The organism is Aeromonas sp. 160P, assembly GCF_055193095.1.
Genome location: NZ_JBUXKV010000001.1, coordinates 2,564,984 through 2,585,608 on the forward strand (window position 1 = coordinate 2,564,984; position 20,625 = coordinate 2,585,608).

The following is a 20,625-nucleotide window of genomic DNA, read 5'->3' on the forward strand; positions in this document are numbered from 1 at the left end:
AAAGCAGTCGATATAAAAAGAGGCCCGCCATCACTGGCGGGCCTGTTTCGTTTCAATGGCTGGTGTGGTTGTCGGGGGAGGGCACCGTTACGCCACTCGCACCAGAAACTTCTCGCCCTGTCCTTCGCGCTTGAAGCGGTCGAGCAGGGTAGGCAGCTCCTCGAAATTGCCGACCACCAGCGGCGGCAGGGTCAGCTCGCCGCTCGCCATTTGATCCATCATCGCCACTCCGGCAGCGACCAGTCGGCTCCACTGCTTGCCGGTGCCAAAGGCGTGTTGGGCACCCAGCGCAATCTCGTGCAATGAGAGGCAATGGCTAAAGGCGGGCTGCGGGTTGTGCGGGATACGCCCGAGCACAGTCACCATATGGCCGTAGTAGCCCAGAGTAGACAACAAGCTTTCTGCCTGCTGGCTGGAGACCAGATCGATGATCCCCTCAAACGGCTCGTTGCCGTTGGCGGCCTGCAGGGCGGCCAGCCAGTCGGGAGCCCGATAATCGGCTACCCCCTGCACGCCGATCTGTTTGAGCCACTGATGGTGGCGTGGGCTGGCGCTGGCAAAGACCCGCGCTCCCTGTTTAAGGGCCAGTTGCACCGCAACGCGGCCGACGCTGCTGCCGGTACCTGTGATGAGCAGCGCTTCCCCGTGCAGGCGCGGCAGCTTGGCCAGTGCCTGCCAGGCGGTGAGGCCGGGACAGGGCAGAGCGGCCGCCGCCTCGTCACTCAGGGCATCGGGCACCGGCAGCAGGGCGCGCGCCGGTACCCGGGTGTGGCGGGCAAAGCTGCCGTGGTGGCGCAGGTCGGTGTGGTAGGCGACCCGGGCGCCGAGACGCAGATGGCTGACGTTGGCGCCGAGCGCCACTATGGTGCCCATGCCATCGACGCCGGGCACCTGACCGTCCTGCCAGTTGGAGTGGCCATATTCGATCAGCTTCCAGTCCACCGGATTGAAGGCGATGACCCGGTTGGCTACCAGTACCTCATCTGGGGCGAGCGGCGCCAGAGGCAGCTCGGCGAGGGTAAGCTGGGTCGGTTCACCGGGGGCATGCCAGCACCAGGCTTGGGTGTGATTCATGGGGACTCCTTGCAAAACTGTGGGGGAGAGAACAACAAGATGATTGCAACAGGGATGCGGTCAGACATATCACTGTTGCGATTGCGCAACAATACCGCAGGCCCCAAGCTGTGGGGCCTGCTTTAAGTGGCCGGTTGGCCATCGGTAATCAACGGTCGGTGGTTGCGTCATCGGTCTGATAGACGGGGTAGTCGGTCAGCCCTTTCTCCGCGCCGCCAAACAGGGTGGCTGGATCGTGGGCGGCCAGCGGATAGCCGTGGCGCAGCCGGTTCGGCAGATCCGGGTTGGCGACGAAGGGGCGGCCAAAGCCAATCATGTCGGCCCAACCCGCCTCAAGGGCGGCGCGGGCACGGGCCCCATCATATTTACCGGCATAGATCAGGGTGTTGGGGAAGGCATCCCGCAGCCCCTGCTTGAAGTTCTCCGGCATCAGGGGGGCATCATCCCAGTCCGCTTCGGCAATGTGCAGGTAGGTGACATTGAGCTGGCCTAGCAGGCGGGCAGCCGCCAGATAGGTCTGCTGCGGGTTGGCATCGACGGTGCCGTTGAGGGTGGTGAGCGGCGCGAGGCGCACCCCAACCCGATCGGCGCCGATTTCGCTATTGACTGCCTCGGTCACCTCTTTGAGGAAGCGCAGCCGATTCTCCAGCGAACCGCCGTAACTGTCGGTGCGGGCATTGGATTCGGAGTCGAGGAACTGGTTGATCAGATAACCGTTGGCGGCGTGCAGCTCGATGCCGTCAAAACCGGCGCTGATGGCGTTGCGAGCCGCCTGACGGAACTGGCCCACTACCGCATCGATATCGGCTTGAGTCATGGCGCGCGGGGTGACGGTCTCGACAAAACCCGGCCCATCGCTGCTGCCGTTATCGACGAACACCTTGACCCCCACGGCAGCAATGGCTGACGAGGAGATGGGCTGGGTGCCGCCGATGTTGTCTGGGTGGGTGACCCGGCCGACGTGCCAGAGCTGGGCGAAGATGGTGCCCCCCTTGGCGTGGACGGCATCGGTCACCAACTTCCAGCCTGCAATCTGCTCGGCGCTGTAGATCCCCGGCGTCCAGGCATAGCCCTTGCCCATGGGGTCGATTTGGGTGCCTTCGCTGATGATCAGCCCCGCGTCGGCGCGCTGGGCGTAGTAGCTGGCCATCATGGCGTTGGCCACGTCACCGGGCTGACTGGCACGGGAGCGGGTCATGGGGGGCATGACGATGCGGTTGGCAAGGTGCAGCTGGCCGAGGCGCAGCGGGCAGAACAGGTGATCGTGGCTCATCTTGAGTTCCTGAATGTGGGAGTGACGCCACTCTATGCCTGCATCTTGTTGTGAAAAAGAGGGGTAATTGCATAATTGAATTGCGAAAAATGCAGCAATCAGGCCAACCGGCTCTTAAACAGGGGAGGCTAGCCATACCCGTGCCGGATCCAGAGGCAAAAAAGAGGGCCGTGTGGCCCTCTTGTCATGATAGTGGGCAGCTTACACTGCCTGCGGGATCACCCGCACCCGCTCGATGCGCCGCTCGCTCACCTCGACCACCTCGAAGCTGAGTTGCTGCAGTTGCAACTGCTGGCCCGGGCTGGGCAGGATGCCAAAGTGGGAAAGCAGCATGCCCGCCAGGGTCACATACTCGTCGTTGTCGCTCACCAGACCCTCGTGCTCCAGTACCTGCTCCACATGGTGGATGTTGGTGCTGCCGTTGATCAGCCAGCCTTCGCCATCGCGCACTATATCCGGGGTTTCGTCCTCGTCCGGCAGTTCGCCGACGATGGCCTCCAGCAGATCGTGGGTGGTGACCAGCCCCTGAATCACGCCAAACTCATCGGAGACCAGGATCAGGCTCCCCTTGGCTTTGCGCAGCTCTGCCAGCAGGCGGATCACGTTGATGGTCTGCGGCACGATAATGGGGTCGTTCTGCTTGGCCAATTCGCTTAAGGATTGCCCCTCGTTGAGGGCAAACAGCAGATCGCGGGCTTTAAGTACCCCGATCACCTCATCGAGATCCCCGTCGCAGATAGGAAACAGGCTGTGGGGTTCGCGCTGCAGCAGGGCGCGGATCTCGTCGTTGGAGTCGTTGATATCGATCCAGGCCATGTCTGAACGTGGCGTCATGATGGTGCGAATGGAACGCTCGGCCAGCGACAGCACACCGGTCACCATATAACGCTCCTCTTCCCCAAAGCTCAGTGGCGCAGGCGCTGGCGCATCCAGATCGTCGTCCGGCTGATCCTGGTAGGCCTTGCTGCCCATCAGCTTGAAGATGGCGGCGGTAGTGCGCTCGCGCAGGGGCTGTTTCAATTCATGACGTTCGGCGCTGCGCTGGGACAGTTGGTTGAAAAACTCGATCAGCACCGAGAAGCCGATGGCCGCGTAGAGGTAACCCTTGGGAATGTGGAAGCCGAAGCCTTCCGCCACCAGGCTAAAACCGATCATCAGCAGGAAGCTCAGGCAGAGCACCACCACGGTCGGGTGGGCATTGACGAAGCGAGTCAGTGGCTTGGAGGCGAGTACCATCACCACCATGGCGATGGTCACGGCAGCCATCATGACGCCAAGGTGTTCCACCATGCCGACGGCGGTGATGATGGAGTCGAGCGAGAAGACCGCATCGAGCACCAGGATCTGGGCGATCACCACGCCAAAGCTGGCGTAGGCGCCGACTGGGCCGTCATCCTGGGGTTTGGCTTCCAGCCGCTCGTGCAGCTCGGAGGTGGCCTTGAACAGCAGGAACAGGCCACCGCCCATCAGGATCAGGTCCCGACCGGAGAAGGGGTGATCCCACAGATGTAAAATCGGGGTGGTCAGGGTAACCAGCCATGACATGACGCTCAGCAGCGCGAGTCGCATCAGCAAGGCGAGTGAGAGACCGATGACGCGGGCTTTGTCCCGTTGGGCGGGGGGCAGTTTTTTCACCAAGATGGCGATAAAGACCAGATTGTCGATCCCCAGCACGATTTCCAGAATGATCAGGGTAAACAGACCAACCCAGATGTGGGGATCCAGCAGCAATTCCATTATGACGACCTCGATAAAAACAGACAGAGCAAACAGTGATCACGGCGCGTGGTGGCCGCAGTAACAGCAAGGCAATGGCGTTATTCAGAGGCGCGGATTAAGCAGATAAAGAGAGTGCGTGAAGGGAATGAACGAAGAGCAACTTCGGGGATTGTCCATGATGGGCAATAAAACCTCGGGTGAAAAATGAGCCCTGATGATAACGGTTGGCGCCAATTTGGCAAGCACAGCGTCAGCGGGAGGTGATGGGCGAATAGCAAGACTGGGGGAGGCGGCCAAGCCGCACTCCCCGTGCGGTTGTTACAACCAGCGCTTTTCGCGGGTGAAACAGACCGAGAGCCAGGCATCGCCCAGGGTATCGCCGAGGCGAGACCAGAGCTCATGGCGCAAGGCATCCTGGCGATCCACCGACCACTCTTGATCCGGTGCAATCAGGATATTGAGCTCGAGATCAAAGCGCCGACCGCTCTTGGCCAGATGGCTGTAGCACTCGATGCCGTGGCGTTGGCGCAGCGCCTCGATTTCCCGCTCGACTTGGCGGGGCACATCCCCCTTGGGGGCGATCTTCAACACTTCCCGCAGGTTGCGACTGAGCACCTTGATGGGAATGAGGGTGGCACACAGGGCCAGCAAGGAGACCAGCACCGGGTCTATGTAACGGTTGTATTGGCCATAGCCGATGGTATCTAGCCCCATCGCGACCAAAAAACCTACCAGCAGGGTGGCACTCAGTATGGTATCAACCAGCCACTCCTCTGAATCGACCCGCACCAGTTCGGAGTTGAACTGCTTGGCCAACCGCGTTTCGACCAGATAAAACAGGGAGCATAAAAAGGTGGAGATGGCGGCGCAGATCAGCGCGTGGCCGAGGTCAATGTCACGGCCACCCGCCAGCAGGGTAGTGATGCCGCTATAAAGTGCCCCCAGACAGAGCAGTAGAATGATGACCCCGTTGATCACATTGGCAATGGGTTCGAAATGGGCGTAGCCGTACTGGAAGCGGGCATCGGAGGGGCGGGTAACGAGGTAGGCGGTGATGAGGCCAAGGCCGGTCATGCCCATACTGAACAGGCTAAAAATACCATCGAGCATGATGGCGTGGGATCCCACCAGCAGGCCATAGCCGATGCCGAAGATGGCAAACCCTATGCTGCCGAACAGCGACAGGGTCAACGCCTGCTTTTCGGTGGTGATAAACGTACTGATAACATGGCGGTAGTGAGCCATAAAAGTCCTCCATTCAAATGGTGAATATTGCCAAGGGCAAGCGGTTTTCTTGCTGATATACTGCCCGCTCACATGTGAGCGGACTGGTCTGATTGCCATTGATAGGCGGCTGGCCAGTCGTTGTCGCCGGCGTGCCGGCATCAAGCAAAGGATGGGAACAAGGATTCATGATCCCGAGACTCGATTACCAGGACAGTTTGTCACCCGCAACCCTGCAGTATCTTGAGTTGCTAGAGCGCAGCGCATTTCGTGGTGATATCGAAAAGTCTTATGCAAGCCGGTTGGCGATGGCGACGGATAACAGCGTCTATCAGGTAGTACCCCAGGCGGTTCTCTATCCGCGCAGTGCGGACGACATAGCAGCAATGCTCAAGCTGGCCGCGGAACCGGCGTTCGCTTCCTTGAGTTTTTTCCCTCGTGGTGGCGGTACCGGCACCAATGGTCAGTCATTGGGCGGCGGCATTATCGTCGATCTCTCCCGTTATATGAACCAGATCATGGAAATTAATCTGGAACAGGGGTGGGTGCGCGCCCAGGCCGGGGTGGTGAAAGACCAGCTCAACGCCTATCTCAAGCCTCACGGTTACTTCTTCTCGCCAGATCTCTCCACCTCCAACCGCGCCACCCTGGGCGGCATGATCAACACCGATGCCTCGGGGCAGGGGTCACTGGTCTACGGCAAAACCTCGGATCATGTGCTGGGGCTCAAAGCGGTGTTGGAGAACGGCGAGATCATGGCCACCGAGCCGCTGACTGGCCCACGGCTGGCGGACAAGCTGGCGCTGGAGAATCGCGAAGGGGAGATCTATCGCACCCTCTATCGCATCGGCAAGGAGCGGCGCGCCGACATCGAAGCCACCTTCCCCAAGCTCAACCGCTTTCTGACTGGCTACGATCTCAAGCACCTCTATCAACCTGATAGCGACACCCTGGATGTGAGCCGGGTGCTGTGCGGCTCGGAAGGATCCTTGGGATTCATCACCGAAGCCAAGCTCAACATCACCCTCATCCCGCGCTACCGCACCCTGGTCAACGTCAAGTACGACAGCTTCCCCTCGGCCCTGCGCAATGCCCCCTTTATGGTGGCGGCAGAGGCCCTGTCGGTGGAAACCGTGGACTCCCGGGTACTGGGGTTGGCCCGTGCCGACATCATCTGGCATTCGGTGAAAAACCTGATCCAGGATGTGCCCGGCAAGGATCTGCAGGGGCTCAACATCGTCGAGTTTGCCGATACCGATGAAGCAGAGCACCACGCCAAGGTGGCGGAGCTGTGCCGCCGCATCGACGCGCTGCTGGCCAAGGGTGAAGCCGGGATCATCGGCTATCAGCTGTGTGACCACCTGCCGAGCATCGAGACCATCTACACCATGCGCAAGAAGTCGGTGGGGCTGCTGGGCAACGCCGAAGGGCGCAAGAAGCCGGTGGCCTTCACCGAAGATACCGCGGTGCCGCCAGAATCCCTGGCCGATTTCATCATGGAGTTTCGCGCCCTGCTGGACGCCCACGGCCTCGACTACGGCATGTTTGGCCACGTCGATGCCGGTGTGCTGCACGTGCGCCCGGCGCTGGATCTCTGTGACCCGGAGCAGGAGGTGCTACTGCGCCGGATCTCCGATCAGGTGGTGGCGCTCACCGCCAAATATGGCGGCTTGATGTGGGGGGAGCACGGCAAGGGTTTTCGCTCCGAATACAGCCCCGCCTTCTTTGGCGAGCTGTGGGAAGAGCTGCAGCGGGTCAAGGGGGCGTTCGATCCGGCCAACCGTATCAACCCGGGCAAGATCTGCATCCCCTATGGCAGCGGTGCCGAGCTGGTGTCGGTGGATGGCCCCAAACGCGGCAAGTATGACCGCCAGATCCCGCTCGCTGTGCGCACCAGCTACACCCGCGCCATGGATTGCAACGGCAACGGTCTCTGTTTCACCTTCGAGACCGATTCTCCCATGTGCCCCTCGGTCAAGATCAGCCGCGATCGCCGCCACTCCCCCAAGGGACGGGCGGGCCTGATGCGCGAATGGCTGCGCCAGCTGGCAGAGCAGGGCTTCGATCCGCTGGCGGAAGAGGTGGCGCTGCAATCCGGTGGCGTGCGCTTCAAACAGCTGGTGGACAAGGTGCGCAACAGCTGGGCCAAACAGCGCGGCGAATATGACTTCTCCCACGAGGTGATGGAGGCGATGGCTGGCTGTCTGGCCTGCAAGGCGTGCACCAGCCAGTGTCCGATCAAGGTGGATGTGCCCGATTTTCGCGCCCGCTTTATGCAGCTTTACCATGGCCGCTACCTGCGCGCGCCCAAGGATTACTTCGTCGGTACCGTCGAAAGCTATGCGCCGCTACTCGCCAAAGCGCCGAAGCTGGTCAACTTCTTCCTGGAAAAAGAGTGGGCCCAGAAGGCGACCGAGAAGAGCATTGGCATGGTTGATGTGCCGCTGCTCTCGGTGCCGACCCTGGCCGAGAGCCTGCACGACAACCGCGCCCGCTATTTTGATTTGCCGGGGTTGGAGCGGATGAGCGCCGAGCAGCGCCAGCAGGTGGTGCTGATTGTGCAGGATCCCTTCACCAGCTATTACGATGCCCCTGTGGTGCGCGACCTGGTGAAACTGGCCAGCAAGCTCGGGTTCCAGCCCTACCTGCTGCCCTTCAAACCCAACGGCAAACCCCAGCATATCAAGGGGTTCCTGCGCGCCTTTGCCCGCACCGCCGCCAACAGCGCCCAGTTCCTCAACAAGGTGGCGGCGCTCGGCATCCCCATGGTGGGGGTGGATCCGGCCATGGTGCTCTGCTATCGCGACGAGTATGCCAAGGCGTTGGGTTCGGCCCGCGGCGATTTTCAGGTGCTGCTGCCACAGGAGTGGCTGCTCTCGCTGCCGACAGATCAACTGCCCGTTAGCGCCAACAAGGCAAAGAACGAGGAGGGGAGCGAATCCGAACCTTGGTATCTGTTTGCCCACTGCACCGAGAAGACCGCCAAACCCTCGACCCACGGCGACTGGAGCACCCTGTTTGGCCGCTTCGGGGCCAGCTTGCAGCCGGTCTCTGTGGGGTGTTGCGGCATGGCGGGCACCTATGGTCACGACGTCAAACAGGTGGAGAACTCCAAGGGGATCTACGGGCTGAGCTGGGCCGAACCGCTCGCCCGCCTGCCCAAAGGGCGCTGTCTGGCCACCGGTTATTCGTGCCGCAGTCAGGTCAAGCGGATGGAGGGGGAGAAGCTCAAACATCCATTGCAAGCGCTGCTGGAGCTGCTCTGATGCTGCGTTTTCCCAAGCGGTTTAGGGTGCCGAAGGCCTATCGGCACCCGCATTTCTTGTTGTTGCCTGCTACCCCCGCTCAGGCGGTGGTGGAGTTTGTCGCCATGTTGCGCGAGCGCGAGCAGCTTCATCAGCTGTTTCGCCCGAACGATATCTGGCCCTCCGCCAATTTCAGCCTGAGTCAGCACCAAGGGGATCTGGAGTGGCAGCAGTCGGAGTTTCTTGCCAAGCGCTCCTTTGCCTATGGTCTATGGAGCTCAGCTCGAGAGCCGCAATTCTGGGGCGGGGTTTATCTCTACCCCTCGGTGTTGCCGGAGGTAGAGGTGGAGCTCTTCTTCTGGAAGGTGGCCGAGGCGCCCATCACCGATGAGGATCTGGAGGCGCTGCTGCGCGACTGGCTCGCCAACGTCTGGCAGTGGCCTGAACCCCGGCTGCCGGGGCGGGAAGAGCCTTGGGACGAGTGGCCAGGGGTGACTTATCCCTGGTGACATCCCGGTTGCTGTTATCACTTATCAAGCGGCCCCTTGCTCGGGGCCGCTTGTTTTCTGACCCGGTTTGCCGATGCGGGGTGTGTCACCCCATCGGCACCAATCCATTATTGATTTAAGGAGTTGCTTGCCATGAGTCACGATATTGCCCCCATCTGGCGTAAACCCATGAGTCTGGATGGGCTCAATGCCACCTCTCGCAACACCCTGATGGCCCATCTCGACATCGTCTATACCGCCTTTGGCCCCGATTGGCTGGAAGCAACCATGCCGGTGGATCATCGCACCCACCAGCCCCTTGGCATGCTGCATGGCGGCGCGTCCGTGGTATTGGCGGAAACCTTGGGATCGATTGCCGCCAACATGGCGGTGGGGCCAGATAGCTATTGCGTGGGACTGGAGGTGAATGCCAATCACCTGCGGGCCAAACGGGAAGGGGTGGTCAGCGGGCGTTGCTCACCGTTGCATCTGGGGGCGACGACTCAGGTGTGGCAAATTGAAATTCGGGATGAACGTGAGCGTTTATTGTGCACCAGCCGACTGACCATGGCGGTGCTCAAACACAAGCGGGGCAAGGACTCCAGCGAGGAGTGATCTGCAATAACGCCCTAAGGGTGCAAAATAAGCAAGCTATAGTCGCCAGATCCCTCTATAATTGCCAACGTCTTGAGAGGCTTATCACATTTTTCAAGACAGCAGAACAAAGTGGCGCTATAATCGCCGCCTTTTTGCTATTCCGCGGTGTTTAGCCGCCTGCCTTAATCTGGAAGAATCTATGTCTGATACCGAACAACTGCCCCTTTTTAGTGAGCTTGGACTGGCCGCGCCTGTATTGAAAGCGCTGCAGGACGTGGGCTATGAGCGCCCGTCACCGATCCAGGCCGCAGCAATTCCCCACCTGATGGCGGGACACGATCTGCTGGGGCAGGCGCAAACCGGTACAGGGAAGACCGCTGCTTTTGCCTTGCCTCTTTTATCTCGTCTGGAAGCTGGTAACCGCAACACCCAGGTTTTGGTGTTGGCACCTACCCGTGAACTGGCGCTGCAAGTTGCTGAGGCGTGCCAACGTTACGCCAAGCACATGCCTGATTTCCACGTTCTGCCTATCTACGGCGGTTCCTCTTACGAAACCCAGACCCGCGCACTGCGTCGTGGCGCTCAGGTTGTTGTAGGTACTCCTGGCCGTGTGATGGATCTGATCCGTCGCAAGAACCTGGACCTCTCCGGCCTGAAAGCCCTGGTTCTGGACGAAGCTGATGAAATGCTGCGTATGGGCTTCATCGACGACGTTGACTGGATCATGGATCAGTGCCCTAGCACCCGTCAGGTTGCCCTGTTCTCTGCCACCATGCCGGACCAGATCCGTCGTGTTGCCCAGAAGCACCTGAAGCAGCCGAAAGAGATCAAGATTGTCTCCAAAACCTCCACTGCACCGACCATTCGTCAGCGCTACTGGCAGGTAACCGGTCTGCACAAGCTGGACGCCATGACCCGTCTGCTTGAAGTAGAGCCGTACGAAGCAGTACTGGTCTTTGTGCGTACCAAGAATGCTGCCGAAGAGCTGGCTGGCAAACTGGCCGCCCGCGGCCACGCTTGTGAAGCGCTGCACGGTGACATCCCGCAGAAGTTGCGTGAGCGTACCGTTGACAAGCTGCGTCAAGGTCAACTGGACATCCTGATCGCGACCGACGTAGTTGCCCGTGGTCTGGACGTTGAGCGTATCACCCACGTGGTGAACTACGACATCCCTTACGATACCGAATCCTACGTTCACCGTATCGGCCGTACCGGTCGTGCTGGCCGTAAGGGCGAGGCCATTCTGTTTGTGGCTCCCCGTGAGCGTCGTATGCTGCGTGCCATCGAGCAAGCAACTCGTCAGGCCATCGAGCCGATGAAGATGCCGAGCACCGAAGACATCAACCAGCACCGTATGACCAAGTTCAAAGAGCGCATTCGTGAAACCATGATGGGCGAAGAGCTTGAGATCTATCACAACCTGGTGAACGAGCTGATCGAAGAAGATTCTGCCGATCCGCTGGAACTGGCTGCCGCACTGGCCAAGCTGGTTCAGGGTGACCAACCGCTGCTGCTGGATGACTCCATCCCTGATCCGCTGCTGAACGCCAGCAATGATCGCGGTGGTCGTGACTTTGAACGTCGCGATGGTGGCCGTGATTTCGGTGGTCGTGACTTCGCTGACCGTGGTGATCGTCCTGCCCGTCGTATGCCTTCCCTCGAGCCGCGTCCGTTGAAAGACAACCCGGATGTAGAGATGGAGCGCTACCGCGTAGACGTGGGTGCTAACCACGGCGTCAAGCCGGGCCAGATCGTTGGCGCTATCGCTAACGAAGCGAACATCGAGAGCCGTTTCATCGGTAACATCGACATCGCTGATGACTTCTCCACCGTTGATCTGCCGAAGGGCATGACCGGCGACGTGCTGGAAGTGATCAAGAAAGCTCGTGTTTGCCAGCGTCCGCTGCAGATCAGCCGCTACACCGAAGTGCCTGCTGGTAGCAACACTGCCAGCCGTCCGCCGCGCAGTGATCGTCCTTTCAACAAGGATCGTCGTCCGAGTGGTGACCGCCCGTTCAATAAGGGTGGGGATCGCCGTGAAGGTGGTGCTGACAAGCGTAAATTCGGTGGCAAGCGCCGCGAAGGTTAATTGCTGACCCAGTGATAAAAAGGCCGCTCATCGAGCGGCTTTTTTTTATGGCTGCAGTTTGCCCCCGGTCAGCACAACACCATCAAGCGGGCCATGGCTTGATCACATGGCGACAGCGTTCGGAGGTGTTGTGTCGCTCTATATAACCCTGTTCCAGGGCGGTTATGGTGCTATCTGACGTCAACCGTCGCTCTGCTACCGAGGCCGCTGGGCTGCGGTTGTGCTTATTACCGAGAGTCCTGAGAGTGGCGGGAGCCATGTGTGCGAAGAGCTGCGATATCTGTCGTGTGGGCAGTCAGAAGAGAAGAAAGAGAAGAGATGTGCAATATCTATGGTTTTCAGCTCAGGCTGTGGCATTCCTTGTTCAAGCGATTGCCGAACAGGGCGCAGGGTAACTTAGGATACCGGGATACGTGGCGGTGCGCTGATGGCTTCGATGTCATATCTGACTGACGGCTCTGAGCAGGGTTGAGCTTGGCCATTGTTAGCGCGAATGAAGAAGGCGACCCTGAGGTCGCCTTCGTTTTATGCATAGTGCCTTAGCCAGATATGTGGGTCAGAGCACCATGGCTGCCACCCAGCCGAACAGGATGAGCGGGATATTGTAGTGAATAAAGGTGGGCACCACGCTGTCCCAGATATGGTCGTGCTGACCATCGGCGTTGAGGCCGGAGGTAGGGCCCAGGGTCGAGTCGGAGGCCGGTGAACCGGCATCCCCCAGCGCGCCTGCGGTGCCGACCAGTGCGATGATTGCCATCGGGGAGAAGCCGAGCTGCAGACAGAGCGGCACATAGATGGTGGCGATGATGGGCACGGTGGAGAAGGAAGAACCGATCCCCATGGTGATCAGCAGGCCCACCAGCAGCATCAGGAAGGCGGCGATGCCCTTGTGCTGGCCGATGCCGGAGGCGACCACCTCGACCAGACTATCGACCCCGTGGGTCGCCTTCATCACGGCAGCAAAACCGGCGGCGGAGATCATGATGAAGCCGATCAGCGACATCATGCGCACCCCCTGGGTGAAGGCATCCTGGCTTTCGCGAAACTTGATGACACCGCCACAGGTGAAGATGACAAAACCGGCCAGCGCACCCAGTACGATGCTGTTGGTCATCAGCTGCAACCCGAGTGCAACGCCAATGGCCAGCAGGGCCACCCAGATATGGGTGAGATTGAGTTCAACTGTCTCTGGTTCGGCTTCCAGGATCTTGGCCAGATCATATTGGCGCGGTTTGCGATAGCTGATGAACACCGCGATGAGCAGACCCAGCACCATGCCACAGACCGGAATGGCCATGGCCAGCGGGATCTGACCGGAGGTGATCGGCACGCCGTTATCGATCAGGTTTTTGGCCAGAATATTGTTCAGGAAGATGCCGCCAAAGCCGACCGGCAACACCATATAGGTGGCGGTCAGGCCAAAGGTGAGGACACAGGCGACCTGACGACGGTCGATCTGCATCTGTGCCATCACATGCAACAGCGGCGGGATCAGAATGGGGATAAAGGCGATATGAACCGGGATCAGGTTTTGGGACGAGATCGCCACGGCTAGCACGGAAGAGAGCAGCAGGGTTTTGACCCACATGATGCGGGTCGAGCTGGCATCTTTGCCCAATTGGCTGATCACCTTGCGGGCCAGCAGGTCGGTGATCCCGGAGCGGGAGATGGCAACCGCAAAGGCACCCAGCATGGCGTAGGAGAGCGCAATCTCGGCGCCACCGCCCAGGCCACCGCTGAAGGTGGTGAGGGTCTCTGTCAACGACAGCCCACCGACCAGGCCGCCCGCAATGGCGCCCAGCGCCAGTGAGACCACCACATTGATCCGCAGCAGACTGAGCACCAGCATCAGTCCGACTGCGATAACAACTGGATTCATTTGATTTCCTTATAGTTTGTTATTGCTGTCTGTCATGTGAAGGGGAGTTAGTTTGCGAAAAATGTGACAAATGTCGAGAAAAAAATCAGTCAAACCCCTCATATCACAGCAGCAGGTAGCACAAGGGTGATCAACATGAGGGTTTGTGACCTGTTTGTCTCCGTGCATCGCGCGCACAGCGGTTGATAGTGAGGTGATGGTGATTTCTGGTGCGCCGTGCAATCAATCACTTCCCAAAAAACGAAGGCTGCCAGTGGCAGCCTTCTTGCGCTTATTCCTGCCCTTCATGGTCGGCAGGGGTATCCGGCGTGTTGTCATCCGGATGGGCGGGCGGCCAGCCCCCCATGCTCTTCCAGCGGTTGACGATATGACAGAACAGCTCGGTGGTGCGCTCGGTGTCATAGAGGGCAGAGTGGGCCTCTTTATTGTCAAACGGGATGCGAGCGCTCTGGCACGCCTTGGCCAGCACGGTCTGACCCAGTGCCAGCCCGGAGAGGGCGGCGGTGTCGAAGGTGGCAAACGGGTGGAACGGATTGCGCTTGAGGCCAGCCCGTTCGGCAGCGGCTATCACAAAGCCGTGATCGAAGGTGGCGTTGTGGGCCACTATGATGGCGCGACCGCAATCCTGCTCCTTCATCCCTTTGCGGATCCCCTTGAAGATCTCGGTCAGGGCCTCTTTTTCCGAGACTGCGCCACGCAACGGGTTGTAGGGATCGATGCCGGTGAACTCCAGCGCGGCCTTTTCCAGGTTGGCCCCTTCGAAGGGCTCGACATGAAAGTGGAACACCTGATCGGGAACGAGCCAGCCCTGCTCATCCATTTTCAGGGTGTAAGCGGCGATTTCGAGCAGGGCATCGGTCTTGGCATTGAACCCGGCTGTTTCAACATCGATGACGACGGGGTAAAAACCACGGAAACGGCCCTTGAGGGTATGAACTGCGTCGGTCATGGGATCTCGGTCGGGATAAAATGAGGCGGCATTATGGCAAAAAAGCACAGGCTTGTCCCCCCATCCCATGCAGGAGACCGCGGCAACATGCCGCAGGATTTAATATCTGTGCAGCCACCAGCGGGCGGCGATCAGCGCCGTGAGCGTGCCCAGCAGAGCGCTGGCCAGCACATCCACCGGCCAGTGCATCCCCATCACCATGCGCGACATGCCAACCCCTAAGGCCCACAGTGGCAACAGCCAGACACCGGTGGGGGCGCGGGCCAGCCAGATCAGGCCGAAAAACTGGGCCAGGCTGATGGCGGCGATGCTGTGGCCAGAGGGGAAGGCGTAATTCACCTCCTTTTGCCAATGGTGGCCGAGCCACTCGGGCAGGGCCAGCAACTGGCTGGCGGCGTGAACCTGTTCGCTGCGCACATCGACGCTACTAGCGTAGAAGCTCTTGATTGCCGGGATCAGCGCCTGACTCTCCAGCCAGAGCAGGTAGGGTCTGGGCTCTTCGGTCAGGTGCTTGATCAGGCTCTTGAGCACCCAGTCGCTGGCAAGCAGGGCCGCCAGTGCGCACCCCAGCGCAATAAAGGGCGCCAGCTCCAGTTTGAGTTTGTAGCGGGTCAGCAGCAGCAAGAGGGCGCCACTGACCCCGATCCCGGGAATATCGACCATGCGGGTCAGGGCGTATGACCACCATAGCCAGCCAGATTGCAGGGAGCCGGTCAGAAAGGGCTGCCAGGGTAGCGTGGCGAGCAGCAGCAGGGGCAGGGTTAGTAGGGCAGTGAAGCCGAGGACCTGGCTGCGAGAGAGTGACGTGGTGCAAGGAGGCATGGTCGTTGGGCGGTAGTGAGAAAGTGGCGCATTGTGCCATTAGCCGATCTGCGGGCAAAGTCGGGCGGATGATTTGTTACCTCTGCTTACATATTTGCGACCCGATCCCGCGCCCTGAGCGGGTTATCTGCGGCTTGTGGCTCTGCGATAAGGGAATGTCGCGCCCTTTCGCACCAGATTGCATCACAGGCTGAAATCTCGGGCGGCTTTGCGCTAGAATGGCGCCCCCGTGGCGGTTGTGACCAAAGAGAGCCCGATGAAGATAGTCGTTGATGAGAATATGCCCCATGCTGTGGAGCTGTTTGCCGAATTTGGCGAGGTGGTTGCCTTGCCCGGACGGCAGATGCAGGCCAGCGATCTGCAGGATGCCGATGTGCTGCTGGTGCGTTCGGTCACCTGCGTCAACGGCGATTTGCTGGCGACCAGCCCTAAACTCGGGTTTGTCGGCACCGCCACCATAGGGACCGACCATGTGGACAAGGCTTTGCTGGCGAGCCGCAATATTCCCTTCTTCAGCGCCCCCGGTTGCAACAAGTATTCGGTAGGGGATTATGTGCTCTCCGCCCTGCTGGTGCTGGCGGAGCGCTACGAACTCGACCTCTCGGCCATGTCCCTGGCGGTGATTGGCGCGGGCAATACCGGCGAGTGCGTGGCGAGCAAGGCCCAAGCGCTCGGCATGCGGGTACTGCGCTGCGATCCGCCCAAGGCGCGGGATAATCCCGCCGGCGGCTTTGTCGACTATCACACCGCGCTTAAGGCCCATATCGTCAGCTTTCATGTGCCCATCACCCGTGAAGGGGCGGATGCCACCTACCATCTGCTGGATGCCGAACAGATTGCCGCCCGTCCTGCCGGGCAGATCCTGATCAACGCCTCACGAGGCGAGGTATGGGATAACAGCGCTCTGCTGGCGCGGCAGTTAGACGATAAGCCACTTCGACTGGTGATGGATGTGTGGGAGAACGAGCCCGAGCCATTGGTAGATCTGGTGCCCCATACCGAGCTTGCCACCCCCCATATCGCCGGTTACAGCCTGGAGGGGAAGGCACGTGGCACCTGGATGCTCTATCAGGCGCTCTGCCAGCAGTTGGGGCGCCTGCCGCGTCAGGATCTGGGTCAGCTGTTGCCTGCCCCCGATGTGCAGGCGGTGGTGCCGGGCCGCGCGCCGGATCAGGCGCTGATCAAGCAGCTGGTGCATCTGGTCTATGACGTGCGCCGCGATGATGCCCGTTTTCGGGCCCGACTCGGCCTGCCTGGCAGCTTTGATGAGCAGCGCAAACACTATCCCGAGCGCCGTGAACTATCCTCCCTGCAGGTTGAGGGGGCGTTTGCCGACAAGGCGCTGGGTGCACTGGGATTTGCGCTGTCACGCCCCTGAGTCGGGGCTCTTATGATTTGAAAGATAACCGGCAGGTGTGAGCCGTTCGTGCCACATCGCCGCCATTTTTACTGTTCCGGCGCAGCGTCTTCTGCGCCGGAACAGCCATCTCAGGCGAGGGCGTCTCGATCCAGGAGGCCCTGCCGACTATGGCGCCAGCCGGTGCCATTGCAGCATTATCAGAGGAGAACAGAATGAGCCAGCAGTTTAACGTAGCGGTATTGGGTGCCAGCGGCGCCGTGGGTCAGGCGATGATCGAGATCCTGGAAGAGCGCGAATTTCCGGTAGCGACCCTCTATCCGCTGGCTTCCAGCCGCAGCGCCGGTGATACCGTGCGTTTTGGCGGCAAGAACCTCGAGATCCTCGATGTCGAGGAGTTTGACTGGAGCCAGGTGCAGATCGCGCTGTTCTCCGCCGGTGCCGAGGTCTCTGCCAAGTGGGCGCCGATTGCTGCCGAGCACGGCTGCATCGTCATCGACAACACCTCCTGCTTCCGTTACGACGAAGATATCCCGCTGGTGATCCCGGAAGTGAACCCGGGCGCCCTGGCCGATTTTCGCAATCGCAACATCATCGCCAACCCGAACTGCTCCACCATCCAGATGCTGGTGGCCCTGAAGCCGCTGCACGACGAGGTGGGTATTGCCCGCATCAACGTGGCGACTTATCAGTCCGTGTCAGGCTCCGGTAAAGAGGGGGTCAGCGAGCTGGCAGGCCAGACCGCCCATCTGCTCAACGGCCGTCCGGTAGAGCCGACCATCTATCCGCATCAGATTGCCTTCAACCTGATCCCGCAGATCGACAGCTTTACCGACAACGGTTACACCCGTGAAGAGATGAAGATGGTGTGGGAAACCCAGAAGATTCTGGGGGATGCCAGCATTGCCGTGAATCCTACCTGTGTGCGGGTGCCGGTCTTTTATGGTCACGCCGAGGCGGTACACGTCGAGTTGCACCAGCCGCTTGATGCCGAACAGGCCAAAGATCTGCTGCGCAATGCGCCAGGTGTGACCCTGTTTGATGACGAAGGGGATTATCCGACCCCGGTACGCGATGGGACTGGCAAGGATGAGGTGCTGGTGGGACGGGTGCGTCAGGATATTTCTCACCCGAGTGGTATCAATATGTGGATCGTGGCCGATAACGTTCGTAAGGGCGCGGCAACCAACAGCGTGCAGATTGCCGAGTTGCTGGTTCGCGACTATCTGTAAGGCCAGATAGCCTTGGCAAAGGCGCAGCAAGGAGTGCTGCGCTCTCACAGTAACAGCGGGGCGTCTGTGACCTGAGCCGCACTCTACTGCATCCAGATTCTGTTGGGATATCAACTGATTAAGTTTTTTCCTACACTCAGTGGCACATTCAGTGACACATTGGGTGCTAAATGTGTCGGACAGCTGGCTTGCCAGGCGAGCCTGATTTATATTGAACCGACTGTTTTGGGGTAACTATCCAGATTTTTCAATGTGATAGGGCCGTCATACGAAGGAACGAATATGGGACATTCCCGCATAACATTGGCAACACTACTCGCATTGGGTCTGCTGGGCACCGTCCAGGCTGAAGACTCGGCGCGAGAGCCTTTTTTTGTCGAGCTAAAAGGCCCTGACGAGCCGGCACCTCCTGCCGTTAATCGTCAGCCGCTGGTCCAGCCACAAGCAAGACCCGTGGCGCAACCGGTGCGCGCAACCGCCCAGCCGGTGGTGCGTCAGGCCACTGCCAATGCCGGTAGCTATGGCCCTGTTCGTCCTACCGACACTCTCTGGAGTCTGGCGAGCAAATATCGCCCCGCCAGCGGTGTCAGCGTTTACCAGACCATGGTGGCGATTTACGAGAAAAATCCCCGCAGTTTTGCCGATGGCAATATCAACCACATTCTGGTGGGATCTCGGATTTTGCTGCCCAGTGCAGCAGAAGCGAGTGTGATAACCGATGCTCAGGCCCGTCAGCGTTTCAACAGTGACAACGCCAGCTGGAAGGGGCTGAGCCCCAAATATCTGGCTGACAAGCAGGCCCACACCGCCAAACCGGTTGCCGCCAAACCGGCGAAGGTTGAAGCTGCCAAGACCGAGCCGGTGAAAGCCGCCCCGGCACCGCTGCCAGTGGCGAAAGCTGCACCCATTCCAGCCCCGGTGGTGACACCGCAACCGGCAGCTGAAACCAAAGAAGTGGCCAAGGTCAGCGAACCGGCGCCAAAAGAGGCGGTGGCTCCCGCAGCTGTGCCCAGTGCAGCGCAGAGCACCACGCCAGCACCGCTGCCATCTGACCTGGATAAGCCGATTGGCAAACCGGCCACAGAGATGGCGCTGGCGCTGGAAGATGCCAATGCCCAGCTCGGTCAGGTCACCGAGATGAACCACAGGCTCAAGCTGCGTCTGCAATCCCTGACCGAAGAGGTGGAAACCCTCAAGGCCCAACTGCAGGACCAAACCTCGCTGCAAAAAGAGATTGCCGAGCTCAAAACACAGCCAGTCGCGCCGGTGGCGGCCGCGCCTGAACCAGAAAAAAACTGGTTGATGGATCTGCTCGCCTCACCGCTCAACCTCGCCATGATCATCTTGCTGCCAGTGCTGCTGGTATTGGCACTGGTGACCCTGTGGTTGCGTGCCCGTGCCCGTCGCGAGCTGGAAGAGCAAGAGAAGAGTCTCTCCGAATCCACCGCCATGATGATGGATCAGGAGCAGAGCGAGTTTGATGATCTGCTCAGCATCGATGTGACCGATAACGAGCCTGTGCGTCCGGTCGCGGATCTCAATACCCCTGATGGCTTTATGCCGATTGAGCCTGATGCACCGCAGCGGCCAGATGTGGATCTGGTGTTCAGCGATGATGGTGAGGTGGAGCTGGAGGGTTTCGAGCCCGAGCGGATGCCCGCCCAGTCCGCCAGCCGGGATCCGGATTTGGTGCCTGATCTGGATCTTATCCATGACGAACCCAAGGTGCAGCTCAAGCAACCGGCCATGGACTTGGCCAGCGAGTACAAGCCCAAGGCGAGCAATGAGGTAATGAGCGAAGAGGAGCTACAGGCGGCCCTGTTTGCCGAGCTTGATGCGGACCTCTCTGCCGATCTCGACCCCGATTTGAGCTCCATTGACGAGGTTGGCGTTGCTGACGACGATCTGGCCAGCTTCGATCTCAGCGATTTCGAAAATGCCCTCGATGAGCCGACCACTGGCAAAAAAGGCGATGATCACGCCATTGATCTCAGTGCCGCGGACGAGAGCGCGGATGCGATGCTGGCCGAGCTGGGTCTCGAGCCCACCAAGGTCAAGGAGGCCGAGCTGGATCTGGAGTGGGATCCTAACGAGTTGGCGCTCTCTGATTTTGAGGATGCCTTTGCTGAGGTGGAGTCCCATCAGGGGGATGTGAAGCCGCGTGCACAGGCTAACGAAGGCGGTTATGTCGAGATCGACAAGCTGCTGGCTGAAGCGGATGCCACTGCGTCGGAGCCGGAGCCTTATCAGGGCTTCTCGCTGGATGTGGGGCTGGATGGCTTCCCCGAGGTGCTGCCCGAATCCACCGGCTTTGACGTCGATGCCGATGACGGTGGCGTGGGGGCCAAGCTGGATCTGGCCCGGGCTTACCTGGAAATCGATGACAAGGATAGTGCCCGCGAGCTGCTGCAGGAGGCGGCAGAGCAGGGTAGTGATCACCAGCGCGCTGAGGCGGAGAAGCTGCTCAAGCGCTTGGCGTGAGTCACTTTCCAGTCACCGATTAACACCATGAGGGCAGCCAGCAGGCTGCCCTTGTTTATGGTGATGCCTTATTGCGATGGTGCCCGACAATGCAAGGCGAGCATTTGAACCCATTTCGCGGTTTGTGGGACTTTTCGGGCTGAGCGCGTATAATCCGCCCCGTTTCTTTCATCGCTTACTTTCACTACAAGACAAG

14 protein-coding genes are annotated in these 20,625 nt (G+C 59.9%); 7 read left to right on the forward strand and 7 right to left on the reverse strand.

The features are described from left to right. Positions 1 to 87: 87 nt before the first annotated feature. The 4 genes from ACY8FN_RS12140 to ACY8FN_RS12155 form a co-directional block, all read right to left on the reverse strand. On the reverse strand, positions 88 to 1,074 hold the full coding sequence (locus ACY8FN_RS12140) for a zinc-binding dehydrogenase (protein WP_463100156.1): 987 nt from the start codon (positions 1,072 to 1,074) through the stop codon (positions 88 to 90). A gap of 148 nt (positions 1,075 to 1,222) precedes the next feature. Then, a complete protein-coding gene (locus tag ACY8FN_RS12145) occupies positions 1,223 to 2,347 on the reverse strand; it encodes an alkene reductase (RefSeq protein ID WP_463100157.1) in 1,125 nt (374 codons plus the stop codon). 201 nt (positions 2,348 to 2,548) lie between these two features. Next, complete coding sequence (locus tag ACY8FN_RS12150) at positions 2,549 to 4,084, reverse strand: TerC family protein (protein ID WP_139692852.1); 1,536 nt, start codon at positions 4,082 to 4,084, stop codon at positions 2,549 to 2,551. 300 nt (positions 4,085 to 4,384) lie between these two features. Beyond that, positions 4,385 to 5,311: a cation diffusion facilitator family transporter gene (locus ACY8FN_RS12155; protein ID WP_463100158.1), complete on the reverse strand. Its 927-nt coding sequence runs from the start codon at positions 5,309 to 5,311 to the stop codon at positions 4,385 to 4,387. A 167-nt stretch (positions 5,312 to 5,478) separates the two neighbouring features. On the opposite strand from ACY8FN_RS12155, the gene ydiJ reads away from it, so the two are divergent. The 4 genes from ydiJ to ACY8FN_RS12175 all read left to right on the forward strand — a co-directional run bounded on the left by ydiJ (position 5,479) and on the right by ACY8FN_RS12175 (position 11,709). Further along, positions 5,479 to 8,556 carry a D-2-hydroxyglutarate dehydrogenase YdiJ gene (ydiJ, locus tag ACY8FN_RS12160; protein WP_463100159.1) on the forward strand — a complete coding sequence of 1,026 codons (3,078 nt, stop codon included), beginning with the start codon at positions 5,479 to 5,481 and terminating at the stop codon, positions 8,554 to 8,556. Then, entirely contained in the window at positions 8,556 to 9,044 is a 489-nt protein-coding gene (locus ACY8FN_RS12165; protein ID WP_463100160.1) for a hypothetical protein, read from the forward strand. Before ydiJ ends, ACY8FN_RS12165 begins: the two co-directional genes overlap by 1 nt. Positions 9,045 to 9,176: 132 nt before the next feature. Next, positions 9,177 to 9,638: a hotdog fold thioesterase gene (locus tag ACY8FN_RS12170; protein WP_042022368.1), complete on the forward strand. Its 462-nt coding sequence runs from the start codon at positions 9,177 to 9,179 to the stop codon at positions 9,636 to 9,638. A 181-nt stretch (positions 9,639 to 9,819) separates the two neighbouring features. Beyond that, on the forward strand, positions 9,820 to 11,709 hold the full coding sequence (locus ACY8FN_RS12175) for a DEAD/DEAH box helicase (RefSeq protein WP_042022369.1): 1,890 nt from the start codon (positions 9,820 to 9,822) through the stop codon (positions 11,707 to 11,709). A gap of 556 nt (positions 11,710 to 12,265) precedes the next feature. Here ACY8FN_RS12175 and ACY8FN_RS12180 read toward each other — a convergent pair. The 3 genes from ACY8FN_RS12180 to ACY8FN_RS12190 all read right to left on the reverse strand — a co-directional run bounded on the left by ACY8FN_RS12180 (position 12,266) and on the right by ACY8FN_RS12190 (position 15,359). Then, positions 12,266 to 13,588, reverse strand: a complete 1,323-nt coding sequence (locus ACY8FN_RS12180) for a Na+/H+ antiporter family protein (RefSeq protein ID WP_042022372.1) — start codon at positions 13,586 to 13,588, stop codon at positions 12,266 to 12,268. A gap of 271 nt (positions 13,589 to 13,859) precedes the next feature. After that, positions 13,860 to 14,537: a ribonuclease T gene (rnt, locus tag ACY8FN_RS12185; protein WP_463100161.1), complete on the reverse strand. Its 678-nt coding sequence runs from the start codon at positions 14,535 to 14,537 to the stop codon at positions 13,860 to 13,862. Positions 14,538 to 14,636: 99 nt separating this feature from the next. Further along, entirely contained in the window at positions 14,637 to 15,359 is a 723-nt protein-coding gene (locus ACY8FN_RS12190) for a phosphatase PAP2 family protein (protein WP_068979089.1), read from the reverse strand. A 256-nt stretch (positions 15,360 to 15,615) separates the two neighbouring features. Here ACY8FN_RS12190 and ACY8FN_RS12195 point away from each other — a divergent pair, with 256 nt between their 5' ends. The 3 genes from ACY8FN_RS12195 (at position 15,616) to ACY8FN_RS12205 (ending at position 20,429) form a co-directional block, all read left to right on the forward strand. Then, a complete protein-coding gene (locus ACY8FN_RS12195) occupies positions 15,616 to 16,737 on the forward strand; it encodes a 4-phosphoerythronate dehydrogenase (protein WP_463100162.1) in 1,122 nt (373 codons plus the stop codon). A 194-nt stretch (positions 16,738 to 16,931) separates the two neighbouring features. Beyond that, complete coding sequence (locus ACY8FN_RS12200) at positions 16,932 to 17,948, forward strand: aspartate-semialdehyde dehydrogenase (RefSeq protein WP_042022376.1); 1,017 nt, start codon at positions 16,932 to 16,934, stop codon at positions 17,946 to 17,948. 282 nt (positions 17,949 to 18,230) lie between these two features. Beyond that, positions 18,231 to 20,429, forward strand: a complete 2,199-nt coding sequence (locus ACY8FN_RS12205; RefSeq protein ID WP_463100163.1) for a FimV/HubP family polar landmark protein — start codon at positions 18,231 to 18,233, stop codon at positions 20,427 to 20,429. The last annotated feature ends 196 nt before the right edge of the window (positions 20,430 to 20,625 follow it).

Coding starts and splice junctions, on each gene's coding strand:
- ACY8FN_RS12140 (WP_463100156.1), bottom strand. CDS start 1,074: ATGAATCACACCCAAGCCTGGTGCTGGCATGCCCCCGGTGAACCGACC.
- ACY8FN_RS12155 (WP_463100158.1), bottom strand. CDS start 5,311: ATGGCTCACTACCGCCATGTTATCAGTACGTTTATCACCACCGAAAAG.
- ACY8FN_RS12145 (WP_463100157.1), bottom strand. CDS start 2,347: ATGAGCCACGATCACCTGTTCTGCCCGCTGCGCCTCGGCCAGCTGCAC.
- ACY8FN_RS12190 (WP_068979089.1), bottom strand. CDS start 15,359: ATGCCTCCTTGCACCACGTCACTCTCTCGCAGCCAGGTCCTCGGCTTC.
- ACY8FN_RS12170 (WP_042022368.1), top strand. CDS start 9,177: ATGAGTCACGATATTGCCCCCATCTGGCGTAAACCCATGAGTCTGGAT.
- rnt (WP_463100161.1), bottom strand. CDS start 14,537: ATGACCGACGCAGTTCATACCCTCAAGGGCCGTTTCCGTGGTTTTTAC.
- ACY8FN_RS12200 (WP_042022376.1), top strand. CDS start 16,932: ATGAGCCAGCAGTTTAACGTAGCGGTATTGGGTGCCAGCGGCGCCGTG.
- ACY8FN_RS12180 (WP_042022372.1), bottom strand. CDS start 13,588: ATGAATCCAGTTGTTATCGCAGTCGGACTGATGCTGGTGCTCAGTCTG.
- ACY8FN_RS12150 (WP_139692852.1), bottom strand. CDS start 4,084: ATGGAATTGCTGCTGGATCCCCACATCTGGGTTGGTCTGTTTACCCTG.
- ACY8FN_RS12195 (WP_463100162.1), top strand. CDS start 15,616: ATGAAGATAGTCGTTGATGAGAATATGCCCCATGCTGTGGAGCTGTTT.
- ACY8FN_RS12165 (WP_463100160.1), top strand. CDS start 8,556: ATGCTGCGTTTTCCCAAGCGGTTTAGGGTGCCGAAGGCCTATCGGCAC.
- ACY8FN_RS12205 (WP_463100163.1), top strand. CDS start 18,231: ATGGGACATTCCCGCATAACATTGGCAACACTACTCGCATTGGGTCTG.
- ydiJ (WP_463100159.1), top strand. CDS start 5,479: ATGATCCCGAGACTCGATTACCAGGACAGTTTGTCACCCGCAACCCTG.
- ACY8FN_RS12175 (WP_042022369.1), top strand. CDS start 9,820: ATGTCTGATACCGAACAACTGCCCCTTTTTAGTGAGCTTGGACTGGCC.